We start from the raw sequence: 22,409 nt of genomic DNA on the forward strand, positions 1-22,409 counted from the left end.
TTTAGTAAATACCTTCTTCCCCAAATTTCTTCGCTAAACGGTTCGCCAGCATGACCAAAATGAGTCCAACGGCTGCTTTAAATAAACCAACAGCGGTACTATAGCTGAATTGTCCTTGCTTGAGTCCAGCTGTATAGACATACGTATCAAAAATCTCCGCTACTTCCCGGTTTGTTGCGTTGAGTAATAGATAGACGTGCTCAAAGCCAAGCTCTAACGTATCACCGATTTTTAAAATAAGCAGAACCACAATGACACTTTTAATGGCAGGAAGGGTGATATGCCACATCTGTCTCAGTCTGCCGGCACCGTCCATTTTCGCTGCTTCATATAGCTGCGGGTCCACGGCCGTAATCGCCGCAAGGTAAATGATCGTTGACCACCCTGCTTCTCTCCAGATCACCTGTAAAATGTACATCGGTCTAAACCAATCCTGACTAAGGAGGAAGTTAATCTTTTCACCTCCAAAGAAAGCAATCAATTCATTAATTAACCCACCATCTACTGTTAACAAAACAAAAGATAAGGACACAACAATCACCCATGACATGAAGTGAGGGATATAAATCATCGTCTGAACAAATTTCTTAAACAATGCCAATCGAACCTCGTTTAAAAGGAGTGCTAATAAGATTGGAATCGGAAAGAAAATCACGACATTCATGGCAAATAAAATGAGCGTATTTTTTAATAAGATGAAAAATGTTGGTTCTGTAAACAATCGAATAAAGTGCTTGAACCCAACCCACTCACTGCCAAGAATACCGAGAAACGGCTGGTAATCTTGAAAGGCAATAATGAGTCCCCACATAGGCACATATTTAAAGACAATAAAATAAATGAACCCTGGTAAAATCATTAAATACAAAAACTTTTGACTAAGCAATTGATTAAGTAAGCGCTTTCTATTTTCTTTTTTTAAAGCTGCCGCAGGCACACCCTTGGCAGTGACATCCTCTGTTTTCATTAATAAAGCCTCCCCTCATGCTGATGCATGTGTTAACTGTATCTTAAGGATGAAAAATCCGTCTACAATCATATCAACAGATCATATTTCCTTAGGGGAAGCTACTCAAAATGTTACATAAAACATAAGAAAATGATCCTAATCTCAGAAAATGATTATTGACAAACCTACCAGATTTTTGGATTAATAAAATAAGGGGAAAAGATTGTTTCGTTTGAAATGGGGGGTTTTATGAAAAGAAGGCAGTATAAATTTTATTACAAGCTTGTAACGTTTTTTTTCATGCTTAGTACGATTCCTGTTATCATTGTCGGTATTTTTTCTTATCAGCATTCGCAAAAAACAGCACTTGAAAATATCTCAAATGAAAAGCTGGACAGCGTCAAACAAACGCAATCCAATATTGAGCATATTTTAAAGACAGTTGATCATTCTCTCACTCACTATGTCAGTTCGCCGCCTCTCCTTCAAACACTGACAGAACCTTTAAATCCAGACCAATTCCAGCTTTATAATCAAGTACAGCAGGAACTGAACTACCTGCAAACCTTTGATACCGATCTCTCCAATATTACACTCGTCAGTAAAATAGAGGATTGGTACATGAACAATTCCGGTCTTTATCATGTCACGAATGGAGACCAAGAAAAAGCGTTAGCCTCTTACCTCAATATTCCGAGTCACTCCAGCTGGGCACTTGAAGAGAATAACCCACTTGTCTCGACAAAAGAAGGAAAAGCGTCCTTTTGCAAGTACAATGTGAACTTAATCAAACAACTGCCTATGAATAGTGTCCAAAAAAAGGGGATCGCCGTCGCCAGTATTCCGAGCTGCGCGATTGCTGACAACATGCCTGACTTCTCTCAATCTGACAGTATGTTTGTCATTGATACAAAAGGAAAAGTGCTGCTACATAATCGCAAAGAACAGATCGGTGAATCCTTGAAAAATCAAGATTTCGTCAAGCATGTACTATCACTTGAAAGTCGATCAGGACAATTTGACATGAAGATTGATGAACTGAACTATCAAATTACGTTTCAAAAATCAGACTATAACGAATGGACGTACCTATCCTTTGTATCTATTCCAGAACTCAAGCAGCAAACGAAATCAATTGGGTGGATCACCTTTATTATTTGCTTTATTTTGTTAGCGCTTTCATTACTATTTTCATGGTTTGGTTCCAGACACTTTTATAAACCAATTCGCTTATTATACGAGTCATTTGCACGCAATGAATCATTTTTGCATAAGCAGCCATTCCAAAATGAGTTCGAGTTGATTGAGTCGAGTATTAAACAAATGAAAGATCAAAACAATGATTTAGAGGAACGCATTGAGCAGCAAGTGACTCACTTACAGCAATACTTTATGGTACGCCTGCTCCTTGGAAAGCTGACGGAAGAAGAGATTAACAACCGATTCCAAAGTTTAGGATTCCCTCGTGACTGGTCGCATTTATCCATGCTTGTAACCCAAATCGATACGCTGAAAGGAACACCGTATGAAAAAAAGGATGCTGACTTGCTTTTGTTTGCCATTAATGGACTGATCGAGCAGATTATTCCACAAGATGAGCACCTTCAGCCAACCGTTGTCAATCAGCATCAAACGACGATTGTCCTGAACCAATCGAAGTCAGATGAGGAATTTACTGAATATTTAAATCAATTAGCTGAAACCATTCAACTGCGTATCGAGGAAGAGCTTGGTTTGTCTATCAGTATCGGCATTAGCCGCCAGTTTAAGGACCTCACCATGGCCAAACATGCTTATATTGAAGGAAAAGAAGCCTTAAAATACAGACTCAAAGCAGAGAAAAAGTCCATTATCTTATATGAGCATATTCAGCAAGGAAGAACATTTAAAACCCATTTCCCAAAACAGCTGCAGCATGATTTATTTGATGCCATTAAAGCTGGAGATCAAGGAAAGGCTGATCATTATTTACATGTGCTCCTGCAATCCATTTTTTCTAAAAATGCGGGACCGCACGAATACCATATCGCCCTTGCCCGTTTTTTAAACAACTTGATTGAGCTAATGCACTTGTTGGGCATTGAATTATTTGAGGTCGAAGACAACAAAATGCTCTATGATACGATCTTTGAGTTTAAAACCTTTGAAGATACAGAGGCATGGCTAAAACATGAGATCATTCGGCCAATTATTGACCAGCTTGGTGCACGTGAGGACTCACAATACAAAAATATCTCAGAGAAAATCATTCATATCATTCATCAAGAATTTGACTCAGATCTCACATTGGATGAAATCGCTTCACGCCTGCATTACAACCCAAATTATTTAAGCAGTATTTTCAGAAAGGAAATGGATATCTCCTTTAGTGAATATCTCTCGTCGTACAGGCATCATGTCGCCAAAAACTGGCTTGTGGAAACCGATATGTCCGTGAAAGAGATTTCGGAAAAGCTAAAATATAAAAACCCGCAAAATTTCATCCGTTCCTTTAAAAAGCTAGAAGGCACGACTCCTGGGAAATACCGTGACCAGAAAAAAGGAACATAATGCAAAAAAGTCCCGCTCTCACAAGAAGCGGGACTTTTTTATTTAAACTGCTCATTTAAGATGCTGTCTTCCAGGACTGAAAGCGGCTCTCCATACACACGTTCAATATGAGCTGCTCCCCAATCACATAACGCATTCAAAATTCTTTCGAGCGACTGTCCGTATTCACTTAATTCATATTCCACTTTAGGCGGCACCTGTTCGTACACAATCCGGTTAATCACCCCGTCACTTTCAAGCTCTCTCAGCTGCTGTGTGAGCATTTTTTGAGTGATATTAGGCATGAGTCGCTTTAATTCACTCGTGCGTTTTTTCCCATGTGTCAAATGGCATAAAATGACGCACTTCCACTTTCCGCCAATGACGTCAAGCGTCGCCTCCACAGAGATATTATACTTTTTCTTTTCCATTGAATCTCACTCCTATTTGTTCTGAATGGGCACTTTTTAGTACCTATATTACAAAAAAGTACGTACTTTTTTTTTCGTCATCTATGTTAGATAATAACTCTTGCCGATCGGATTCGTCTATCAAAATGTCATCAAAGAAGGATGTGAACCTATTTATGAAGAAACAACAAAACTACTTTGCCCTTCTCGCACTAGCTATTAGTGCTTTTGCTATAGGAACAACTGAGTTCATTAGTGTCGGTCTTTTGCCGATGATCTCAGAAGACTTTGGAGTGAGCGTCAGTCAAGCGGGCTGGACCGTCTCTTTATACGCGCTCGGAGTAACCTTTGGCGCACCTATTCTGACCTCACTTACTTCAACCATGAAAAGAAAGACATTGCTTTTGCTCATTATGCTCGTCTTTTTAATTGGCAATACACTCGCCACCATTGCCCCGACTTTTTCAGTACTGTTATTCGGACGAGTGATTTCAGCCTTATCCCATGGGGTCTTTATGTCCATTGGCTCTACCATTGCTGCAAGCCTTGTGGTGAAAGAAAAGCGGGCAAGCGCCATTGCATTTATGTTCACTGGTTTAACAGTCGCGACTGTGACCGGGGTGCCATTCGGTACATTTCTTGGTCATGAGCTCGGCTGGCGGACATCATTTGGTGTAATTGTCATCATTGGTTTGATCGCATTCGTTGCCAATTATTTTCTCGTTCCATCTCAATTAAAGCAGGGCATGAAAACATCATTTAAGGATCAAGCGGCCTTATTAAAGACAAAAAGAATGTTGCTTCTATTTGTCATTACAGCGACAGGATACGGAGGAACCTTTGTTGTCTTCACGTATTTATCTCCTCTTCTTCAGTATGTGACAGGTCTTGCACCTGGAACTGTTGCCTTGATGCTGCTTTTATACGGGATGACCATCGCAGCTGGAAATGTGATTGGCGGAAAAGCTGCGAATAAACAACCAATGAAAGCACTGATCTATATGTTTATCATCCAAAGCATCATCTTGTTTATCCTTAGCTTCACTGCCAAATTCACGGTGTTAGGGATTGGAACCGTGATGCTAATGGGGCTGTTTGCTTTCATGAATGTACCTGGTTTGCAAGTCGCCGTCGTTGATTTCGCAGAAAGATACACACCTGGAGCAGTCGATGTCGCTTCCGCTATGAATATCGCTGCCTTTAATGCCGGTATCGCCATCGGCTCATTTTTAGGCGGCATCGTGACAGATACACTTGGACTTGTGCATACAGGCTGGGTTGGCGGCATCATGGTGCTCATGGCAGCCATTCTCACAATGATCAGTTTTCGAATGGAACAAACAGAACACAATCAAACGATAAAGGAGTTTTCAATATGAACCATTTACAAAGTACAAAAACATTAAACAATGGGGTCAACATGCCAGGTTTCGGTCTTGGTGTATTCAAGGTTGAAGATGGCGCTGAATTAATCGAAGCTGTCAAAACAGCCATTCAATTAGGCTATCGCAGTATTGATACAGCGGCTATTTATGGCAATGAGGAAGGCGTTGGGCGAGGTATACAACTTGGCCTATCAGAAACTGGACTTCGCCGCGAAGACATCTTTGTGACGTCAAAAGTGTGGAATGCCGATTTAGGATATGAATCCACACTTCAAGCATACGAAGAAAGCTTGAAAAAACTTCAGCTTGACTACCTTGATCTGTATCTAATCCATTGGCCGGTTGAAGGAAAATATAAGGAAGCTTGGCGTGCGCTAGAAACCTTATATCGTGAAGGAAAGGTGAGAGCCATCGGTGTGAGCAACTTCCAGCCGCATCATCTAGACGAACTGTTAAAAGATGCGCACATCATACCAGCTATCAATCAAGTGGAATTTCATCCAAAACTCACGCAGGAAACACTTTATACGTATTTGAACACACGCGGTATACAAATGGAAGCCTGGTCACCACTTATGCAGGGAGAGCTGCTGCATCACCCGCTCATTACGGAGCTCGCAGACACATACAGCAAAACACCTGCACAAATTATCTTGCGCTGGGATGTGCAAAAGGGTGTCATCACCATCCCAAAATCAACGAAAGCACATCGTTTAAAAGAAAATGCCGATATTTTCGATTTTGTTCTTTCGGATGAGGATATGAAGCGTCTTTCTGATTTAAATGAGAACAAACGTATTGGCCCTGATCCAGATAACTTCGACTTTTAATGAAAACACCCCCGCTTTTTCTGCTAAGCGGGGGTGTTCTGTTTATGATTTTTTAAAGGAAGCTTCATATTCCTCAATGATTTTATTTCCACCATTTGATTTCCACTTCTCGATATCTTTCTTAAATTGCTCTTCGCTTATATCTCCAAGAATGAACTTATAGGTCGCATCATCGATGATTTTCTTCAATTCGTTTCCTCGCTCTGAGGCCGTTTCTGAATACAGGCTTTCAGCAGGATTGGCGATAATCATATTCTTATTATCTTCTTCCAGCTCTTCATATTTTGTACGAACCGCATCCCCTTTATTTTTTAAGTAGCGTTTATCAATGCCTACAAGACTGACAAGCGGCTGTACATCTGTCTGCCAGCTTTTCACTTGGCTTTCTTCCCGGACAAATGTATTTCCTTCTTCTTTCTTATAATGCTGACCATCTATACCGTAAGTCATTAAACCATACACATCTTCTTCTGCAATGCGATCAAAGAAGGCCAAAATCCGCTTTAACTCCGCCTCAGATTTCACGCTTGTTTTAGGGAATGCGAAGATGCCATTATGACCACCAGATGCCCATACACGTTCTTTGCCATCTGGGCCTTTGATTCGGTTGATAATATCCACTTCCATGTTTTTATCTGTCGCATCATCTCTTAGGTTCACCGCATCTACCATATTTCCAACATAGATGCCTGCTTTTCCTTGTGAGAATAATTCTTGCTGCTGTGTTTTACTTGTGACTGGGAAGTCTTTGTTTATATAGCCATTGTCACGCAGCTTTTTCATGTATTTCATTGTATTCATATACTCATTTGTCATAAAGTCTGGCGTGAATTTGCCGTTTTCTTCTTTCCAGTCTGTTGGCATTCCTTCATATGAACCAAGTGTCTTAAATGCCCCATAAATCAAATCATTTCGATCCGTAAAGCCAATCGTATCGGCTTTTCCATTTTGATTCGGATCTTTTTCAGTAAATGCTTTGGCTACTTCATAAAGATCATCTAATGTTTTTGGTGTATCCAAATTTAAATTTTCAAGCCAATCCTTTCGAATGACAATCCCTTGTCTTGAAAGTGGTCTCTCTCTATAAATTCCATAAAGCTTACCGTCTATAGAGGCGTTTTTATTAATCAGTTCGTTCATCTTACTTAAATTTGGATAATCCTTTAAATACGGACCGATTTCCCAAAACATGCCTGATCTGAACGCATTAATAGCAGACGAATTCTTAATGTCTTGGATCGTGACAATTTGCGGGAGATTCCCTGCGGCAAGTGCTGAATTTAAACGGTCTTCTTTCACAGCATCAGGCACCCACGTAATATCAAGCTCTGTATTTGTAAGCTTCTCAATCTCTTTTAATACTGAATCCTTCGGCGGCTGCTGATGATACAAAATGGCCATCCAAGTCAGCTTCACTTTTTTGTCTAAATCAACCTTCTCATCTGATGAGCTGGCTCCTTTACTTGAGCACGCTGACAGAATGCCACTTGCTGCAAACAGCAGAACAAACGCTATCAACCATAATTTCTTTCTCCCCATAAGATCCCTCCGTTGTTCCATCTTTTTAACCCTTTACAGAACCTAGTAATGCCCCTTTGTTGAAATGCTTTTGAATAAATGGATAGACAAGCAGAACCGGAATGGTCGCCACGACAATGACAGCCATTTTAATCGTTTGATCTGGCGGTGGTGTCGATGAGCCCATATCCGACATATCTCCCTGCATTCCGCTCGATACAATCACAATCTGCCTTAGTAGTACCTGAATCGGCCATTTCACCGAATCATTTAAATACAGGATGGCGGTCATGTACGTATTCCAATACGTCACGGCATAAAAAAGTGAAATGGTCGCAATGGCTGGTAAAGAAAGAGGAAGCACAATTTTAAAAAAGATCCCTAAATCGTTACAGCCATCCATTTTAGCTGATTCCTCAAGGCTTGCCGGAATGTTTTGAAAGAAGTTTTTCAAAATGATCAAATTGAATGCATTGATGGCGACCGGCAGAATGAGTGACCAATAGGTATCAAGCAGCCCAAGTGTTTTCACCACAATAAACGTCGGGATCATCCCTCCGCTAAACAGCATCGTGAAGACGACGAGAAACATGAGTGTTCTCCGGCCTTTTAACTCCCGGCGAGACAGCCCATATGCCATCAGTGAGGACAAAAACATGCTGACAGCTGTTCCAACGAGCGTCACGAGAATGGATACAATGAGGCTGCGATACACAATATCTGTAGAAAAAATATAGCGATAAGCCTCGAGAGAAAACGTCGTCGGAAACAAAATAAACTTCTTTGAGATGACCTCTTCTACCGTTGCAAAAGAGGCGGCAATGACATGGATGAACGGGAGCACACATATTAATGCGAACATGAGTAGAAAAGAGTAATTAAATAAATTGAACAATCGGCCTTTCATAGAACGATCTATGTTCATCACGCCCTTTCTTTTGTAAGCGTTATCATTTCGTCTGAAAATAAGCTGCAGCCTGTGACGATATCGTGATTAAAATGTAACAAACGGGGGAAGAAAGCGTCTATAATCATCTTGACAGACCAAACAGATCTTCATGCCGGTCGTGCTTTTATGCTCATGAAACAAAAGAATAAGATCATGAGCTAATGACATGATTATGCCCTATGCCTGATCATTTTCTTCAAGAATTTCCGTCGTATTGACATCTGGTCTATAGCCTAACTCCTGCTTCGTTTTCTCAGTGGACCAAGGCTTTTCTTCGTTTTCTGATACGGCATAATATGTCCCAAAGGGAACTTCCGTTTCAATCGCCGCTTTTGTGATCCCAACAAGATCTTCATGTGAAAGCAGCGTTCTTTTCGTTCTTTTTTTCTTGTGTAATTCCTCCATTTCATCTGTCACAACGGTTCCAATGCGCAAATTGATGACAGACATCTCCGTTTGATCGTGGAATAAACGTCCTAGCTGTTCGGAGGCAAATTTTAAAATGCCATACACATTTTTTGTCGCAGGCACATCGTCAGTCGTAATATTTCGCCTTAGTAAAGAATGACCATCCTTTTCATAACGATCGGTCACATGGTTGCTGCTTGCAAAAATGACTTTTCGTATGCTTAACCGAGCCGCTGAACGAAACATATGATAAGTGCTCCGCCAAAAAACATCATTCATTTTTGCGAATTCCTCTGCATTCATCACATCATGCGTCATGTCCATGTTCAGAAGGTGAATGATGACATCTGTATCTCGCGGAATCGCCTGATATAATTCCTGTTCATTCGTTGCATCTGCTAAAATGACTTTTTCTACACAGCTTGTTTGATCAATGATGTTGATGTTGTACTCTGAAGAGAGCCCTTTTGTTAAAAGACGGCCGATCACACCGCACCCGCCAATGATGGTGATTTTTTTCATATGTCTCCTCCTTCCTTTTGGCGTAGTATGTCCAAGCCTTTTATTGATTAGAGCCACTTTTTCAAAAATCGTGTTGCTTCGTGACGCATCGCGGCTGTTTCAAAATGACCTGCATGAAGACCCACAAGCTGATACCGTTCTTTCAATGAAGCAGCTTGATAGGTTTGACTCAATACCTTTTGAATTCGTCCAACACCTTCAGCGGGAGTCAGTTGATCGAGTTTTCCAACCAAGCTTAAATGGGGTCTTGGAAAAATCATTTCCTGGATATCCGCTGCTGTAAAATGCTTGGCTAAGCTCGGTACATAGTAGTAAAAGCCATGCCGGTCTAAATTGTTCGTTTCAATCAATGTATGATGATCTACCTGTGCGCAAAGATCGATACACACACTGATCCGTTCATCAAGCGCAGCCGTCCACCATGAAAGAAGACCACCCATTGACATCCCAAAAACGGCTAACCGGTCTGGCAGCACATCGGATCGAGACACCAAATAATCGATCGCACACATGCTTTCATACAGCATCATGCCCCACATCACTTTTCCTGTTAAAAGCATTTCCTTGAAAATTTCACTTTCCGTTCTCCCTCTTCTTTCACCAAAACCTGCATGGTCAATGGCCAGCACACTATATCCTTTTGACGTGAACTCTTTTGCGTATGAAGGCGCTTGCAAATAATGAGCACCCTTTAACAATTCTTCCTTCCCATCTACGTAATTCCCGCCATGAGAATGTTGGAACAACACAACCGGTCTTTTTTTCACTGTGTCCTTCGGCTTCACAAAATAAGCGGGCACTTCCTCTACACCATGAATAGAGAGAATAAGTGTTTCGACTAAGTAAGATTCACGTTCCTCAATTTTCAACGTATAAGCCTCCACGCGATGACGCTCTGGCATTTCTCCTAATAGACTGAGCAGTTGTTCACGTTTGCTTTCCTTTTCCATTGACGTCACTCCTCATTTTCTTGATCCACTTTTAAAATACGAGATCGATGAGAGAATCACCTTGTTTTCGACAAAATTATGTCCCGGGAAATAACAAACACCCACCGGTTTATACCGATGGGTGTAGTCATTAGTTCGCAACAATATTGACAAGCTTACCAGGAACCGCAATCACTTTACGAATGGTTTTTCCTTCAAGCTGTTCTTTTACTCGTGCATCATTTTTTGCAAGTTCTTCTAACTGTTCCCTTGTTGCATCAGCAGGAACGGTTAATTTTGCTTTCACTTTCCCATTTAGCTGTACGACAATTTCTACTTCATCGTCGACAAGCTTTGCCTCGTCATATTGCGGCCATGCTTCATAAGAAATCGACCCTTCATGACCAAGTTTATTCCAAAGCTCTTCCGCTAAATGCGGTGCAATTGGAGAAAGAAGTTTCACAAAGCCTTCTGCATATTCTTTCGGCAGTGTATCAGCCTTGTAGGCATCATTGATAAACACCATTAATTGTGAAATTCCTGTATTGAAACGTAAGCCTTCATAATGATCTGTCACCTTCATCACTGTTTCATGATAGCTGCGTTCTAATGCGCCACCAGATTGCTCCGTCACTTTGTCACTGATTGAGCCATCTTCATTTGTGAATAGGCGCCATACACGGTCAAGGAAACGGCGAGCGCCATCAAGTCCTGTTTCAGACCAAGCGATTGACGCATCTAAAGGTCCCATAAACATTTCATAAAGTCTTAATGTATCCGCGCCATGAGATTCTACGATGTCATCTGGGTTGACAACGTTCCCTTTTGATTTACTCATTTTTTCATTATTTTCACCAAGAATCATTCCTTGGTTGAACAATTTCATGAAAGGCTCTTTTGTTGGGACAACGCCGATATCATACAAGAATTTATGCCAGAAGCGCGCATATAAAAGATGCAGTACAGCATGTTCTGCTCCGCCAATATACACATCAACTGGAAGCCATTTTTTAAGCTTTTCAGGAGATGCAAGCTCTTCAGTGTTATGTGGATCAATATAACGTAAGAAGTACCAGCAGCTGCCTGCCCATTGCGGCATTGTATTGGTTTCACGACGTCCTTTTTTACCTGTAACTGGATCTACAACCTCAACCCACTCTTTTATATTGGCTAAAGGTGATTCACCTGTTCCACTTGGCTTAATTTCCGTTGTCTTAGGCAAGATCAGTGGAAGCTCTTCCTCCGAAACAGCTGAAGATGTTCCGTCCTCCCAATGAATAATTGGAATTGGCTCACCCCAGTAACGCTGACGGCTGAATAACCAGTCTCTTAAACGATACGTGACTTTCTTTTCACCTTTTTGATGTTCTTCAAGCCATGCAATGGCTTTTTCAATCGCTTCTTCTTTCCCTAATCCATTTAAGAAGTCAGAGTTAATGTGTTTTCCATCACCTGTGTAAGCTTCTTTTTCAATGTCTCCGCCTGCTACAACTTCTTTAATTGGAAGATCAAATGTCTTAGCGAATTCATAATCGCGCTCATCATGAGCAGGTACCGCCATAATAGCTCCCGTTCCATAAGTAGCTAACACGTAATCTGCAATCCAGATCGGCATCTTTTCACCATTTAATGGATTGATGGCATACGCACCTGTGAAAATACCCGTTTTCGTTTTAGATAGATCTGTCCGCTCTAAGTCGCTCTTAGATTGAATTTCTTTGATATACGCATCCACTGCTTCTTTTTGAGCAGCTGATGTAATTTTCTCAACAAGCGCATGTTCTGGTGCAAGCACCGCATACGTTGCACCAAATAGTGTATCAGGACGCGTTGTAAAAACGGTAAACTGTTCATTATGTCCTTCTACTTCAAAGTGAACATGCGCACCTTCAGAACGTCCGATCCAATTACGCTGCATATCTTTGATGCTTTCAGGCCAATCAATGTCTTCTAAATCTTCTAACAGCCTGTCCGCATATGCCGTAATTCTCAGCATCCATTGCTTCATCGGACGTCTTTCAACTGGATGTCCTCCGCGTTCACTTTTTCCATCAATGACTTCTTCGTTTGCAAGGACCGTACCGAGCGCTGGGCACCAGTTCACTGGTACTTCATCGATATAAGCCAATCCTTTTTCATACAATTTTAAGAAAATCCATTGTGTCCATTTGTAATAATTCGGATCTGTCGTGTTGATTTCTCTATCCCAGTCGTATGAGAATCCTAAAGATTGAATTTGGCGGCGGAAGTTATTGATGTTCTCTTCTGTAAAGACCGCCGGATCATTCCCTGTATCCAGTGCATACTGCTCCGCTGGAAGACCAAATGCATCCCATCCCATTGGATGAAGAACATCATATCCCTGCATACGTTTCATACGTGATAAAATATCCGTTGCTGTGTAGCCCTCAGGGTGCCCGACATGAAGCCCTGCTCCTGATGGATATGGAAACATATCAAGCGCATAAAACTTTGGTTTATCTTCCGAGTCAGATGTGGCGAATGTTTTATGTGTCAGCCAATGATCCTGCCACTTCTTTTCAATTTCCCGATGCTGAAAACTCAATATGAAAACCTCCTTTAATATGTACGGCTTTATCTGCTCAGATGACCACTGCAAGAATTCAGATTTTTCTAAAATCACCAAAAAACCCTCATCCCTGGAAAGGGACGAGAGATTTTTTGGTTCCCGCGGTACCACCCTTGTTAGCGTAACTTGCTGTTCGTACGCTCACTTAATATCTTTAACGCAGACATGCGACAGAAGCTTTAACGCAACTGCAACTCTGAGGCGAGTTCAGAAGCAGATTTGATTGACTTTCACCAGCCGTCAATTCTCTAAAGACAAATACTGCTTTCCTACTACTCCTCTTCACTGTTCTTATCGTAACCGTCATCTAAGTAGTATTTTATAGAATTATGATCATAAGTGCAAGCAGGTTTGTATACAATGGGAATGTACCCTAGACTAGGGTAAAGTAGAGGATATTATTCGTGTGGAGATCGGTTATGACGGTTGGAGTCTGCATCCTGTGAACGCTGTTCTCTCACAAAATCGAAGCTTCGCAGAACTGCTTCTCCTCCGTAACCTGAAATAATTGATAAGATGACCAAGTGCAGACTAGAATCGGGATTTGAGGATAAGACAAGCAGTGTAGCGGCAATCATCCCAACGAGCCAATCTTCAATAAACCCTAGATAAATAAACTTTTTTGTCATTCTGGGCTTCTCTAGCCTGCCTTTTTTCTTTACGTGACCGAGAATGCCCATGACCCCTCCAATGGCGCAAGCAATAATGACTTGTTGCAGCATTTTCATCACCTTCCTAAAGCCCTTAGAATAGTAAAGCGACTTCAGGCTGTCCAGCCCCCTGTAATGCCATTCTGCTGTTACGTCATAATCCATGTAAAAGGTCTATTCTCTCTAACGAAGAAAAAAAGCTTGTTTCTTCCATTATATGTGAATGACCTAGAAACAATCTTGATGCATTGGAATCATTTTTACCTAATCCATATTAACTATTTTTGGTATTTTATGAATGATAAGCAATTGATTCCTTCTTTTTCTAAAGAAAAGTCTCCTTACTTACTCTATTCTAATGGAGGACAAACTATGATGACAAATTTAACAAAGCGTTTGCAATCATTGAAACAGAACATATGTTATGTTACGTTTATAAAGAATTATTTTGCTCGAAAAGAAACCAATTTGAATGTCTATAGTAGCATCAAAGGAGGGTAATATGGTCAGCTCGAACATCTTCGGCTTGCAAAAACAGCTTGAACTCATAAAAAAAGCGCTAGATCATGCGCGGATTGGTGTTGTGATTACAGACCCTTCTTTAGAGGATAATCCTATCGTTTATGTGAATCATGGCTTTACACAAATGACTGGATACAAACCAGACGAGATTCTTGGGCGTAATTGTCGATTCCTCCAAGGAAAAGACACAGATCAAGAGCAGCTTGATTTAATACGTCATGGAATACAAAACAAAACACCTATTACCACACAGCTTAAAAATTATAAAAAAGACGGCACTTTTTTTTGGAATGAACTCAACATAGATCCTCTATACATTGAACAAGATGACAAAACATTTTTCATTGGCTTTCAAAAGGATATTACGAAACAGAAAGAATATGAACAGCTCCTAGAAGATTCCTTAAAGGAAGTCACCTCTCTTTCGACGCCAATCGTCCCAATCAAAAATGGTGTGTCCGCTCTTCCACTCATCGGAAAACTATCTGAAGAACGCTTTGATGCCATTGTCGCTAAATTAACTTGTATATTAGATGATTCAAAGGATGATTATTTAATCGTCGATCTTTCTGGTTTAATTGATGTAGATGATTCCGTCGCATCACGAATTTTCAAACTGCACCATCTCCTCAGCTTAACTGGAACGGAACTGATCATTACTGGGATCAAACCACAGCTTGCGATGAAAATGAAAGACTTGGATACAGATTTCCAACATACCATCACATATTTGACGGTAAAAGAAGCTATAAAAGGATTGCCATTAGCTGAAAACCCTGTTTGAACAGGGTTTTTTTATTTGAATCACTCCACAAAATGGAAAAATGAGGTATGATAGGGGTAAATAGAGATTTAGGGGGGGCTACTAGATGATCTTTTTACTCATCATAGGTCTTTTATGCTTTTGTTTCGCCATAGGATATGCCGCTAATTTCTTCTTATTCAAACACCGGAACCAAAGGATTTTTTCAAAAGGACTCTTTTATCCTTTTTTGATTATTGGTCTCGTTTTTTCCATCATGTCGTTACCGTTTGTTGCCACAGATGCTCCGAAGGCACAAGCAGATCCATCTTCGGAACAGCTCTTAAAGGATCAAAAACAATTAGCATCTGAAATTTCTCATCTGAAGGAAGATAAAGAGTCGCTTACGTCCTCTTTAGAAGACGCGACAAAAGAAAAAGAAAAACTGTCAAAAAAGCTAGAAAACACCACCTCAGAAAAAGAAACGGTCAAACAGCAAAAAGAGACCATTCAAGAGCTTGAAGAGAAAATAGACAAGCTGACCTCTAGCAACGAAACACTCAAAAAAGAAAACAAGAAAAAAAATAAAGAGACTCAGTCCTCAACCGTCCAGCGCTCCGCTCCTAAGGATGAAGGCACGAATACGGGCGGGCATGAATCACAAAAGGAAACAAAAAAAGAATCGACCGCCTGTAACATCAAAGGAAGTGTGAATGGCATTTATCACACACCGAGCAGCAGATACTACTCGCGAACAAAAAATGTAACCAAGCTGTTCTGCTCCGTAGAAGAGGCAGAGCGAGCAGGGTACAGGGCACCTAAGCAATAGCTATACTTCACGATAAAAAACCTCCTGTTAGTCCACTAGGGAACAGGAGGTTCTTTTTTTAAATTTCTCTTCTTAATGCTGCTAATACATTTGTTTTTGTTGCCTTACGTGCTGGGTTCAGTCCAGAAATAATCGCTACCCCTGCGCTAATCAATGTTGCTGTGATCACAAGACTTAGCGGAATATAGGAGAAAGTAATCGAGAATTGATCGCTTGATCCTCCCTCAGACATGGAAGACAAAATGGCTGGAATGATTAAGTTGACTGCGAAGCTAATGATATACGAGATGATGATACCGATGACCGATCCAATCACCCCAATATAAGCACTTTCCATTAGGAACATTCGCTTGATAATGGAAGGATTAGCACCAATGGCTTTCATAATACCAATCTCTTGTGTTCGTTCTGTTACCGCCATTGTCATCGTATTGAAAATGCCGATCGCCGAAATAATGACCGCAATACATCCGACAAAGATGAGTCCAATTTTAAAGACTGTAAAGAACATATCCATTCCTTCAAGCTGATTCGTCACAGAGATTACTTGATAGCCGTCATCTGTCAGCTTATCCGTGAGCGCACCGACATTGTCGAACTTATCAGCATAGACAGAAGTCATTTTTTCGACATTTCCTGCATCAGGAGACAGATCGAGCATTTGACCAAATTCTTTTTCATAAGCATTTGGAATAAGAATTTTATGATCCTGCTGCCACTCCAAATTCGGTTTCTTCAATACGCCGACTACACGGAAATCGAACGTCTTTTCTTTCACAACTTCATTTTCTTCATTAAGTTTTGGCACCTTGATTTGAATGACTTTGTTTAAAATTTCCTTCGTATAGCCTTTTGGCTCTTCCGGTGTATCTTCACCATTTGATGTCTGATTCATTTCTTTTTCATAATCTTTTCGTTCTTTTTCCGTCCAAAGTTGTTCTGCCATATGATACCCAACCACAATTTCATTCGCCGATGTTGGGACTTTTCCACGGTCTAGTTCAAGGCCTGCCTCTTTTTCTTCTTTCATATCTGTCAGAGCAGCCTGTGTTTCACTTGAGCGATTATCGAGCTCGACGTTAACCGATGGAATGATTGACGTTCTTGCAACGACAGATTTCGCATGATCATATTTCTTTAAATCGTCAACTTTGACGTCACCTTTTTCTTTGCCCAACACTTTAATTTCTGTGATGATTTGCTGTTTCATGATTTCATCTTGAGCCGATTTTTGCAGACCAAAACCAACTGACGCTAGAACGATTAAGAAAGAGCATGCCATTGTCGTTGCAAGTATGGTCATAAACACACGCAATCTATTTTTCTTCATATTTCTTCTGATGAATTTGACCTGATCTCTAAATTTCAATGGACTGTTCCCCTTTCTTTAACACACCATCATGAAGCTGGAACGTTGTGTCTGCGATGGAAGCGACTTCATCGTCATGTGTAATGATGACAAACGTAATTCCTTTTTCACGATTGAGCTGCTGGATAAAGGCTAGAATTTCTCCTTCGGTTTCTGAATCCAAACTGCCTGTTGGTTCATCCGCTAAAATAATAGATGGATTTAAAATCAAAGCTCTTGCAATACTCACACGCTGCTGCTGTCCACCTGACAGCTCATTCGGATAATGTTCTGCATGATGCTCAAGGCCTACTCGTTTGAGCATTTCTTTTACTTTCGCCTTACGTTCAGACGGCTTCACACCTTTTAAAGTGAGCGGAAGTTCAACATTCTCAAACGTTGTTAAGCTCCCGATCAATTGAAAGCTTTGAAAGATAAAGCCAAAATGATCTAACCGAAAGTCCGCCCATTCTTTTTCATTAAAGCCAGTCACATTGGTGCCATCGATGACAATTTGTCCGCTCGTTGGCGTAATATATCCTGAAATTAAGTTTAATAAGGTAGATTTCCCCGAACCACTTCGTCCAACGATACAAGCAATATCGCCTCTTTTGATGGATAGGTCAATGCCTTTGAGCACAGGAATTTCGTTCTCCCTGCCCTTTTTACCAATTTTAAATACATGGTCTAATTCTCGAATCTGAATCATCTTACTCCCCTACTCTCTTTTATCTTTTTCTATAGATTAAGAAATAACTCGTTAGTGCACCTACTCCTCCACCAATTAACATGCCAGCGATATAACCAAACATGGAATTGTCTGAAGAAAAACCAACCCAGCCAAATCCTAGAACACCGAAGACAATGACCATAATCTGAATGGGTCTATCCATTTTTGAGTAAAGGAAGAAGCTGCCGTTTCTTTCAATTGGATGCTTAATAAAACTAAACAAACCAATGAGATAAAATACAATTATCATCACAATTGGTACGATGAATTCTTCTCCAGTAAACCAAATTGGATATTCACTTGGATCTCGATATTGAAAACGATCCGTTATATAAGTAATTGGAGCAATGGGCATAATAAAGTAGTCATAACTGACATCGACCCAGTTTCTATTCGTTTTAAAAATAAAGTCTAAATGAAACATCGGAAGCCAAATTAATAAATAAGGCAATATCGCTGTACTGAAGGTAACAATCATTTGACTAGTTGCGCTTCCTGTTAAAGCACCTGCTGCGAGACACAAACTATAAATCATCAAGGATGACACAAGTGCGATGAAGTAACCACTGTTAAACCCGAACGTCTCCTTTGGTTCAATTCCTAATATGAGTAAGTAAGTTAAGGCATATGACAATACATGGACGAGTGCGATAATTCCGGCACCTAGAAAAAACTTTGTGTGATATATGGTACTTCTACTAAATGGCAAAGATAAAGTAAAATCGATCTGTCCTTTATTTCTTTCATATCCCAGCTGGATAATCGCAAAAACCAAACCCATCGTCCATGAGAGGACGATAAAAATGTCAGAACTAAAATTATAATAAAAGTAATTATCCGCTGTTGTACATGTGGGATCATTTAAACAAGTTTGAAAGGATGAGTATCCCATTAAGAAGGATAATGGCGTCGCAAATACTGCAACAAGCATCACTAAAATGAATGTCAGCTCTGATTGCTTCCACTCCTTATATAATAATTGCCGCTTTACCATCTGCGTTTCCCTCCAAACTTCGCAATGAATACTTCTTCTAAATTCACAGGCAGTTCATGCCATACTTTCGGCTGTAGCGATTTCAGGTACTCTTTTGCCTCAACATCTGTTTTGAGCACAAGCGCTGTATAGAAAACACCTGCTTGATCTAAAATGGAGACGCCGTTTTTTCTAATACTTAAATTCATATCTTCTTCAAATGCCATTTGGATTTTGACATAGTCATTCTTTAATTCATCTAAATCCATGACACTTGTGAGTTGATTTCCTTCTAAAAATCCAATTCGATTACACATCCGCTCAATATCCTCTAAGCGATGAGAGGTAATGAAAATCGTCGTTTGTCGTTCTGCCACCTCATCAATCATCAGCTGAAGAACATCGTTTCTTGTGACCGCATCAATTCCATCTGTCGGTTCATCTAACAAAATGACCGCTGGTTTGATGGCAAAGCTTAAAATGAGTGACAGCTGTTTCTTTAAACCTGTCGACAATTCACGATATTTCACTTTTTCCGGAATCTCATAACGGTTCACAAGCTCATTGGCATATGTCACGTCAAACTTCGGATAAATATGCTTTAATAGCTGGACTAGCTGTCCGTAATTGTACCGGTCAAAGTAAGGATTCACGACCGGCATATACACAATATTTTGCTTCACTAAGGGGTGATCTTTCACTAGTACACCTTTAAAATAAATCTCCCCTTCATCCGGAAGAAGAATTTGCTGAATCAATCTGAGAAGTGTTGTTTTTCCTGAGCCATTACGGCCAAGTAGACCGAAGATCTCTCCTTCGCCTATCTCGAAGGAAACGTCACTGAGTACTTCGCGTCCATTTAATTTCTTCGATACATTTCTGACCTCAATCAACTTGTTGTCCTCCTTTTAGACTTGAGCCGATCTCTTCTAGCCATTCTTTGAGTTGATGAATGTCAATACCGGCATAATGAGCTTCTATGATGAGTTGTCTTAATTGCTCCTTCATCTCCAACACCTTCCCTTCATTCAGCTTTAACTGTGCACCTTCTGTTACATACGTTCCACGGCCTCTTAGTGTTTCAATAATCCCTTCCCGTTCAAGCTCTTTATACGCTTTGCTGACGGTGTTTGGGTTGGCGATGATGATGGTGGCGAGCTCTCTTACAGAAGGCAGTTTGTCGCCAGGTTTCATCACACCTTTTAGGCACAAAATTTTTAACTGCTCAATGATTTGTTCATATATTGGCGCAGCGCTTCTTGGATCTATTTGAATCATAATGGCTCCCTCTTTCCTCATTCATGCTTTTGCAGTCCTATTGCTTGATCATGTCCTTGCATTAAAGGGACCGAATTTGGAATCAAATCTTTCTGAACCTCAAAACCAATGAAAACGAGAACGAAAAAAAATGTACATGCTAACGCAACAGCCAGTACCATCCACTTCATATTGATTGGTTTTTTTTCTTTCTTCATGGTTGAACACCTTTCTTCACTTTTAAGTGTCTATAGTGTATTAGTTGATGTAGTACACTTAATACAATAATAACACTCACTCAAAAAGTCAATAGCTTTTCTGAAAATAAAAAAACAGACCCTTAAAAGAAGGATCTGTTTATCATTCGTTATCGTATGAAATACCTAAAATCATTTGATTTTGCAAACTTTGAATTTGAACACGCGCCCTGTCTAAACGCTCTCTTTGTTGGTCATTGGCGACATCTTTTAATTTTTCTAATTCGTTGACCGCATCCTCAAGCATGAGCTGCGCTTTAGAAAACTCTTCTTCGTTATAATGCTCTTGGCGTGAGCTCAAATCAAATTGTTCACTTGCAAACTCAAGAGTCTCAGTGCTTTTTTGCATAAATTCATCGATTGATTTTCTTGTTGCCACCTTGCAATCCCTCCATTTCATCATCGCTCCCACCTATTTTGCCCAGGTGAAGCTTTTTCACTAAAGAAAATGTTGGACAGATTCAATTGTCCTACTCCGTAATTTTTGTTAAACTTTTAGGATGCCTATTATTATGCAAGGAGGTTACTGACTTGGATCAGCATAACCCTTTTTTATATTCAAACAGCGAAAAACGTTATCACACATGGAACTATCATTTGCGTGAGCACTTCGGTCATAAGGTGTTTAAAGTCGCCTTAGATGGTGGCTTTGATTGCCCAAACCGTGATGGTACTGTAGCCCACGGAGGCTGTACATTTTGTAGTGCCGCTGGGTCTGGTGATTTTGCAGGAAACCGGGCTGATGATCTCATCACTCAATTTAATGAAATCAAAGACCGGATGCACACAAAATGGAAAGACGGAAAATACATGGCGTATTTTCAGGCATATACAAACACACATGCGCCGCTATCTGTGTTAAAAGAAAAATACGAAACCGTCATGAACCTAGATGGAGTGGTTGGTTTATCTATTGCCACAAGACCTGACTGTCTGCCAGATGACGTTGTGGAATATTTAGCTGAATTAAACGAGCGCACTTATCTATGGGTAGAGCTTGGCCTTCAAACCGTACACGAACGGACAGCTATGCTCATCAACCGTGCCCATGATTATGAATGCTACGTAGAAGGTGTAGAAAAACTGCGAAAACACGGAATTCGTGTCTGCTCGCATATCATTAACGGATTGCCTCTTGAAAACCGAGACATGATGATGGAAACAGCAAAAGCTGTCGCTGATTTAGATGTGCAAGGAATCAAAATTCATTTACTTCACCTTTTAAAAGGAACACCAATGGTCAAGCAATACGAAAAAGGCAAGCTTGAGTTTTTAAGCCAGGAGGAATATGTTCAGCTTGTTTGTGATCAGCTGGAGATCCTGCCGCCAGAAATGATTATTCATCGGATTACAGGCGATGGTCCTATTGAATTAATGGTTGGTCCGATGTGGAGTGTAAATAAGTGGGAAGTACTGAATGCCATTAATGCTGAACTTGAAAGACGAAACAGCTATCAAGGCAAACGTTTCGTCAGATTGGAAGAAGCGGCCAAATGATTTTAAAGCGCATGCTCCCTTTTAGTAAAGAGCTGTTAGAACGTGCTTGTAAAAAAGGCGACATCGCCATTGATGCAACGATGGGAAACGGTCACGATACGCTCTATTTAGCCGACCTTGTAGGAAAAGATGGACAAGTTTTTGCATTCGACGTTCAGGAGGAGGCCTTAAAGCAAACAAGCAAAAGGCTTGGTGAGCAATACCCTTACGTTCACCTCATCCACGATGGACATGAAAAGCTGGCTGATCACTTACCAGCGGATGTTTATGGACACATATCTGCTGCGGTGTTTAACCTTGGGTACTTGCCCGGAGGCGATAAAGCCGTCACCACTCAGGCTCATACGACCATTGAAGCGATCAAACAGCTCATTGACTGGCTAAAACCCGGAGGTCTGATCGTTCTTGTGATTTACCACGGTCATCCTGAAGGAAAAAGAGAAAAAGAAGTGCTTCTCGACTATTGCAGGTCTCTTCACCATGAAGAAGTACAAGTCTTGTCTTATCAATACATGAATATTCATAACGACCCGCCCTTTGTGGTCGCGATTGAAAAAAAGCTCAAATCCTAATGGATTTGAGCTT

At 40.6% G+C, this 22,409-nt stretch carries 22 protein-coding genes and 1 other annotated feature; of the genes, 7 read left to right on the forward strand and 15 right to left on the reverse strand.

What is annotated here, in order from left to right; all coding sequences use genetic code 11:
• Position 1 precedes the first annotated feature (1 nt).
• Positions 2-967 (reverse strand): ABC transporter permease, encoded by a 966-nt coding sequence (locus BA70_RS12070; RefSeq protein WP_034322515.1) that lies wholly within the window; start codon positions 965-967, stop codon positions 2-4.
• Positions 968-1,198: 231 nt separating this feature from the next.
• On the opposite strand from BA70_RS12070, the gene BA70_RS12075 reads away from it, so the two are divergent.
• Positions 1,199-3,499, forward strand: coding sequence for a helix-turn-helix domain-containing protein (locus BA70_RS12075; protein ID WP_034322518.1), 2,301 nt, complete (start codon positions 1,199-1,201; stop codon positions 3,497-3,499).
• A gap of 38 nt (positions 3,500-3,537) precedes the next feature.
• Here the strand turns inward: BA70_RS12075 and BA70_RS12080 are convergent, their stop codons facing one another.
• Positions 3,538-3,909: a winged helix-turn-helix transcriptional regulator gene (locus BA70_RS12080; RefSeq protein ID WP_034322520.1), complete on the reverse strand. Its 372-nt coding sequence runs from the start codon at positions 3,907-3,909 to the stop codon at positions 3,538-3,540.
• A gap of 155 nt (positions 3,910-4,064) precedes the next feature.
• Between BA70_RS12080 and BA70_RS12085 the strand changes: the two genes are divergently transcribed.
• Both BA70_RS12085 and BA70_RS12090 read left to right on the forward strand, forming a co-directional pair.
• Positions 4,065-5,267: an MFS transporter gene (locus BA70_RS12085; RefSeq protein WP_034322523.1), complete on the forward strand. Its 1,203-nt coding sequence runs from the start codon at positions 4,065-4,067 to the stop codon at positions 5,265-5,267.
• A complete protein-coding gene (locus BA70_RS12090) occupies positions 5,264-6,103 on the forward strand; it encodes an aldo/keto reductase (protein WP_034322526.1) in 840 nt (279 codons plus the stop codon). The genes BA70_RS12085 and BA70_RS12090 overlap by 4 nt, the downstream gene beginning before the upstream one ends.
• A gap of 42 nt (positions 6,104-6,145) precedes the next feature.
• On the opposite strand, the gene BA70_RS12095 is transcribed toward BA70_RS12090, so the two are convergent.
• The 6 genes from BA70_RS12095 to BA70_RS12120 all read right to left on the reverse strand — a co-directional run bounded on the left by BA70_RS12095 (position 6,146) and on the right by BA70_RS12120 (position 13,747).
• Complete coding sequence (locus BA70_RS12095) at positions 6,146-7,642, reverse strand: extracellular solute-binding protein (protein WP_034322529.1); 1,497 nt, start codon at positions 7,640-7,642, stop codon at positions 6,146-6,148.
• A 25-nt stretch (positions 7,643-7,667) separates the two neighbouring features.
• On the reverse strand, positions 7,668-8,528 hold the full coding sequence (locus BA70_RS12100) for a carbohydrate ABC transporter permease (protein ID WP_105928365.1): 861 nt from the start codon (positions 8,526-8,528) through the stop codon (positions 7,668-7,670).
• 219 nt (positions 8,529-8,747) lie between these two features.
• Positions 8,748-9,500 carry an NAD-dependent epimerase/dehydratase family protein gene (locus BA70_RS12105; protein ID WP_034322534.1) on the reverse strand — a complete coding sequence of 251 codons (753 nt, stop codon included), beginning with the start codon at positions 9,498-9,500 and terminating at the stop codon, positions 8,748-8,750.
• A 47-nt stretch (positions 9,501-9,547) separates the two neighbouring features.
• On the reverse strand, positions 9,548-10,450 hold the full coding sequence (locus BA70_RS12110) for an alpha/beta hydrolase family protein (protein WP_034322537.1): 903 nt from the start codon (positions 10,448-10,450) through the stop codon (positions 9,548-9,550).
• Between the two features lie 130 nt (positions 10,451-10,580).
• A complete protein-coding gene (gene leuS / locus BA70_RS12115; protein WP_034322541.1) occupies positions 10,581-12,995 on the reverse strand; it encodes a leucine--tRNA ligase in 2,415 nt (804 codons plus the stop codon).
• 97 nt (positions 12,996-13,092) lie between these two features.
• Positions 13,093-13,314 (reverse strand) — a binding site (T-box leader).
• Between the two features lie 103 nt (positions 13,315-13,417).
• Positions 13,418-13,747, reverse strand: a complete 330-nt coding sequence (locus BA70_RS12120; protein WP_223249904.1) for a DUF4257 domain-containing protein — start codon at positions 13,745-13,747, stop codon at positions 13,418-13,420.
• 424 nt (positions 13,748-14,171) lie between these two features.
• Here BA70_RS12120 and ytvA point away from each other — a divergent pair, with 424 nt between their 5' ends.
• Together ytvA and BA70_RS12130 are read left to right on the forward strand one after the other, a co-directional pair.
• Positions 14,172-14,975: a YtvA family blue-light photoreceptor gene (ytvA, locus tag BA70_RS12125; protein ID WP_034322544.1), complete on the forward strand. Its 804-nt coding sequence runs from the start codon at positions 14,172-14,174 to the stop codon at positions 14,973-14,975.
• Positions 14,976-15,060: 85 nt separating this feature from the next.
• Positions 15,061-15,762 carry a sunset domain-containing protein gene (locus BA70_RS12130; protein WP_034322546.1) on the forward strand — a complete coding sequence of 234 codons (702 nt, stop codon included), beginning with the start codon at positions 15,061-15,063 and terminating at the stop codon, positions 15,760-15,762.
• Positions 15,763-15,820: 58 nt separating this feature from the next.
• Here the strand turns inward: BA70_RS12130 and BA70_RS12135 are convergent, their stop codons facing one another.
• The 7 genes from BA70_RS12135 to BA70_RS12165 all read right to left on the reverse strand — a co-directional run bounded on the left by BA70_RS12135 (position 15,821) and on the right by BA70_RS12165 (position 20,706).
• The gene (locus BA70_RS12135) at positions 15,821-17,131 is read right to left on the reverse strand and encodes an ABC transporter permease (protein WP_034322548.1); all 1,311 of its coding nucleotides are present in this window, start codon (positions 17,129-17,131) and stop codon (positions 15,821-15,823) included.
• Positions 17,121-17,819: an ABC transporter ATP-binding protein gene (locus tag BA70_RS12140; RefSeq protein WP_034322552.1), complete on the reverse strand. Its 699-nt coding sequence runs from the start codon at positions 17,817-17,819 to the stop codon at positions 17,121-17,123. Before BA70_RS12140 ends, BA70_RS12135 begins: the two co-directional genes overlap by 11 nt.
• Before the next feature lie 19 nt (positions 17,820-17,838).
• Positions 17,839-18,834: an ABC transporter permease subunit gene (locus tag BA70_RS12145; protein ID WP_034322554.1), complete on the reverse strand. Its 996-nt coding sequence runs from the start codon at positions 18,832-18,834 to the stop codon at positions 17,839-17,841.
• Complete coding sequence (locus tag BA70_RS12150; protein ID WP_034322556.1) at positions 18,828-19,706, reverse strand: ATP-binding cassette domain-containing protein; 879 nt, start codon at positions 19,704-19,706, stop codon at positions 18,828-18,830. Before BA70_RS12150 ends, BA70_RS12145 begins: the two co-directional genes overlap by 7 nt.
• Positions 19,699-20,091: a GntR family transcriptional regulator gene (locus tag BA70_RS12155; protein ID WP_034322559.1), complete on the reverse strand. Its 393-nt coding sequence runs from the start codon at positions 20,089-20,091 to the stop codon at positions 19,699-19,701. The genes BA70_RS12150 and BA70_RS12155 overlap by 8 nt, the downstream gene beginning before the upstream one ends.
• A 17-nt stretch (positions 20,092-20,108) precedes the next feature.
• Positions 20,109-20,288: a hypothetical protein gene (locus BA70_RS12160; protein ID WP_034322561.1), complete on the reverse strand. Its 180-nt coding sequence runs from the start codon at positions 20,286-20,288 to the stop codon at positions 20,109-20,111.
• A 142-nt stretch (positions 20,289-20,430) separates the two neighbouring features.
• A complete protein-coding gene (locus tag BA70_RS12165; RefSeq protein WP_034322564.1) occupies positions 20,431-20,706 on the reverse strand; it encodes a YtzC family protein in 276 nt (91 codons plus the stop codon).
• 152 nt (positions 20,707-20,858) lie between these two features.
• Between BA70_RS12165 and mnmL the strand changes: the two genes are divergently transcribed.
• Together mnmL and mnmM are read left to right on the forward strand one after the other, a co-directional pair.
• Entirely contained in the window at positions 20,859-21,824 is a 966-nt protein-coding gene (gene mnmL, locus BA70_RS12170; RefSeq protein ID WP_034322567.1) for a tRNA modification radical SAM protein MnmL/YtqA, read from the forward strand.
• Positions 21,821-22,396 carry a tRNA 5-(aminomethyl)-2-thiouridylate-methyltransferase MnmM gene (gene mnmM, locus BA70_RS12175; RefSeq protein ID WP_034322568.1) on the forward strand — a complete coding sequence of 192 codons (576 nt, stop codon included), beginning with the start codon at positions 21,821-21,823 and terminating at the stop codon, positions 22,394-22,396. Before mnmL ends, mnmM begins: the two co-directional genes overlap by 4 nt.
• The last annotated feature ends 13 nt before the right edge of the window (positions 22,397-22,409 follow it).

This window comes from Bacillus zhangzhouensis (assembly GCF_000715205.1).
Classification (GTDB): domain Bacteria; phylum Bacillota; class Bacilli; order Bacillales; family Bacillaceae; genus Bacillus; species Bacillus zhangzhouensis.

Excerpts from the sequence above, each read along its gene's own strand:
- BA70_RS12070 (WP_034322515.1), bottom strand. The coding sequence starts at position 967 with ATGAAAACAGAGGATGTCACTGCCAAGGGTGTGCCTGCGGCAGCTTTA.
- BA70_RS12075 (WP_034322518.1), top strand. The coding sequence starts at position 1,199 with ATGAAAAGAAGGCAGTATAAATTTTATTACAAGCTTGTAACGTTTTTT.
- BA70_RS12080 (WP_034322520.1), bottom strand. The coding sequence starts at position 3,909 with ATGGAAAAGAAAAAGTATAATATCTCTGTGGAGGCGACGCTTGACGTC.
- BA70_RS12085 (WP_034322523.1), top strand. The coding sequence starts at position 4,065 with ATGAAGAAACAACAAAACTACTTTGCCCTTCTCGCACTAGCTATTAGT.
- BA70_RS12090 (WP_034322526.1), top strand. The coding sequence starts at position 5,264 with ATGAACCATTTACAAAGTACAAAAACATTAAACAATGGGGTCAACATG.
- BA70_RS12095 (WP_034322529.1), bottom strand. The coding sequence starts at position 7,642 with ATGGGGAGAAAGAAATTATGGTTGATAGCGTTTGTTCTGCTGTTTGCA.
- BA70_RS12100 (WP_105928365.1), bottom strand. The coding sequence starts at position 8,528 with ATGAAAGGCCGATTGTTCAATTTATTTAATTACTCTTTTCTACTCATG.
- BA70_RS12105 (WP_034322534.1), bottom strand. The coding sequence starts at position 9,500 with ATGAAAAAAATCACCATCATTGGCGGGTGCGGTGTGATCGGCCGTCTT.
- BA70_RS12110 (WP_034322537.1), bottom strand. The coding sequence starts at position 10,450 with ATGGAAAAGGAAAGCAAACGTGAACAACTGCTCAGTCTATTAGGAGAA.
- BA70_RS12120 (WP_223249904.1), bottom strand. The coding sequence starts at position 13,747 with ATGAAAATGCTGCAACAAGTCATTATTGCTTGCGCCATTGGAGGGGTC.
- ytvA (WP_034322544.1), top strand. The coding sequence starts at position 14,172 with ATGGTCAGCTCGAACATCTTCGGCTTGCAAAAACAGCTTGAACTCATA.
- BA70_RS12130 (WP_034322546.1), top strand. The coding sequence starts at position 15,061 with ATGATCTTTTTACTCATCATAGGTCTTTTATGCTTTTGTTTCGCCATA.
- BA70_RS12140 (WP_034322552.1), bottom strand. The coding sequence starts at position 17,819 with ATGATTCAGATTCGAGAATTAGACCATGTATTTAAAATTGGTAAAAAG.
- BA70_RS12145 (WP_034322554.1), bottom strand. The coding sequence starts at position 18,834 with ATGGTAAAGCGGCAATTATTATATAAGGAGTGGAAGCAATCAGAGCTG.
- BA70_RS12155 (WP_034322559.1), bottom strand. The coding sequence starts at position 20,091 with ATGATTCAAATAGATCCAAGAAGCGCTGCGCCAATATATGAACAAATC.
- BA70_RS12160 (WP_034322561.1), bottom strand. The coding sequence starts at position 20,288 with ATGAAGAAAGAAAAAAAACCAATCAATATGAAGTGGATGGTACTGGCT.
- mnmM (WP_034322568.1), top strand. The coding sequence starts at position 21,821 with ATGATTTTAAAGCGCATGCTCCCTTTTAGTAAAGAGCTGTTAGAACGT.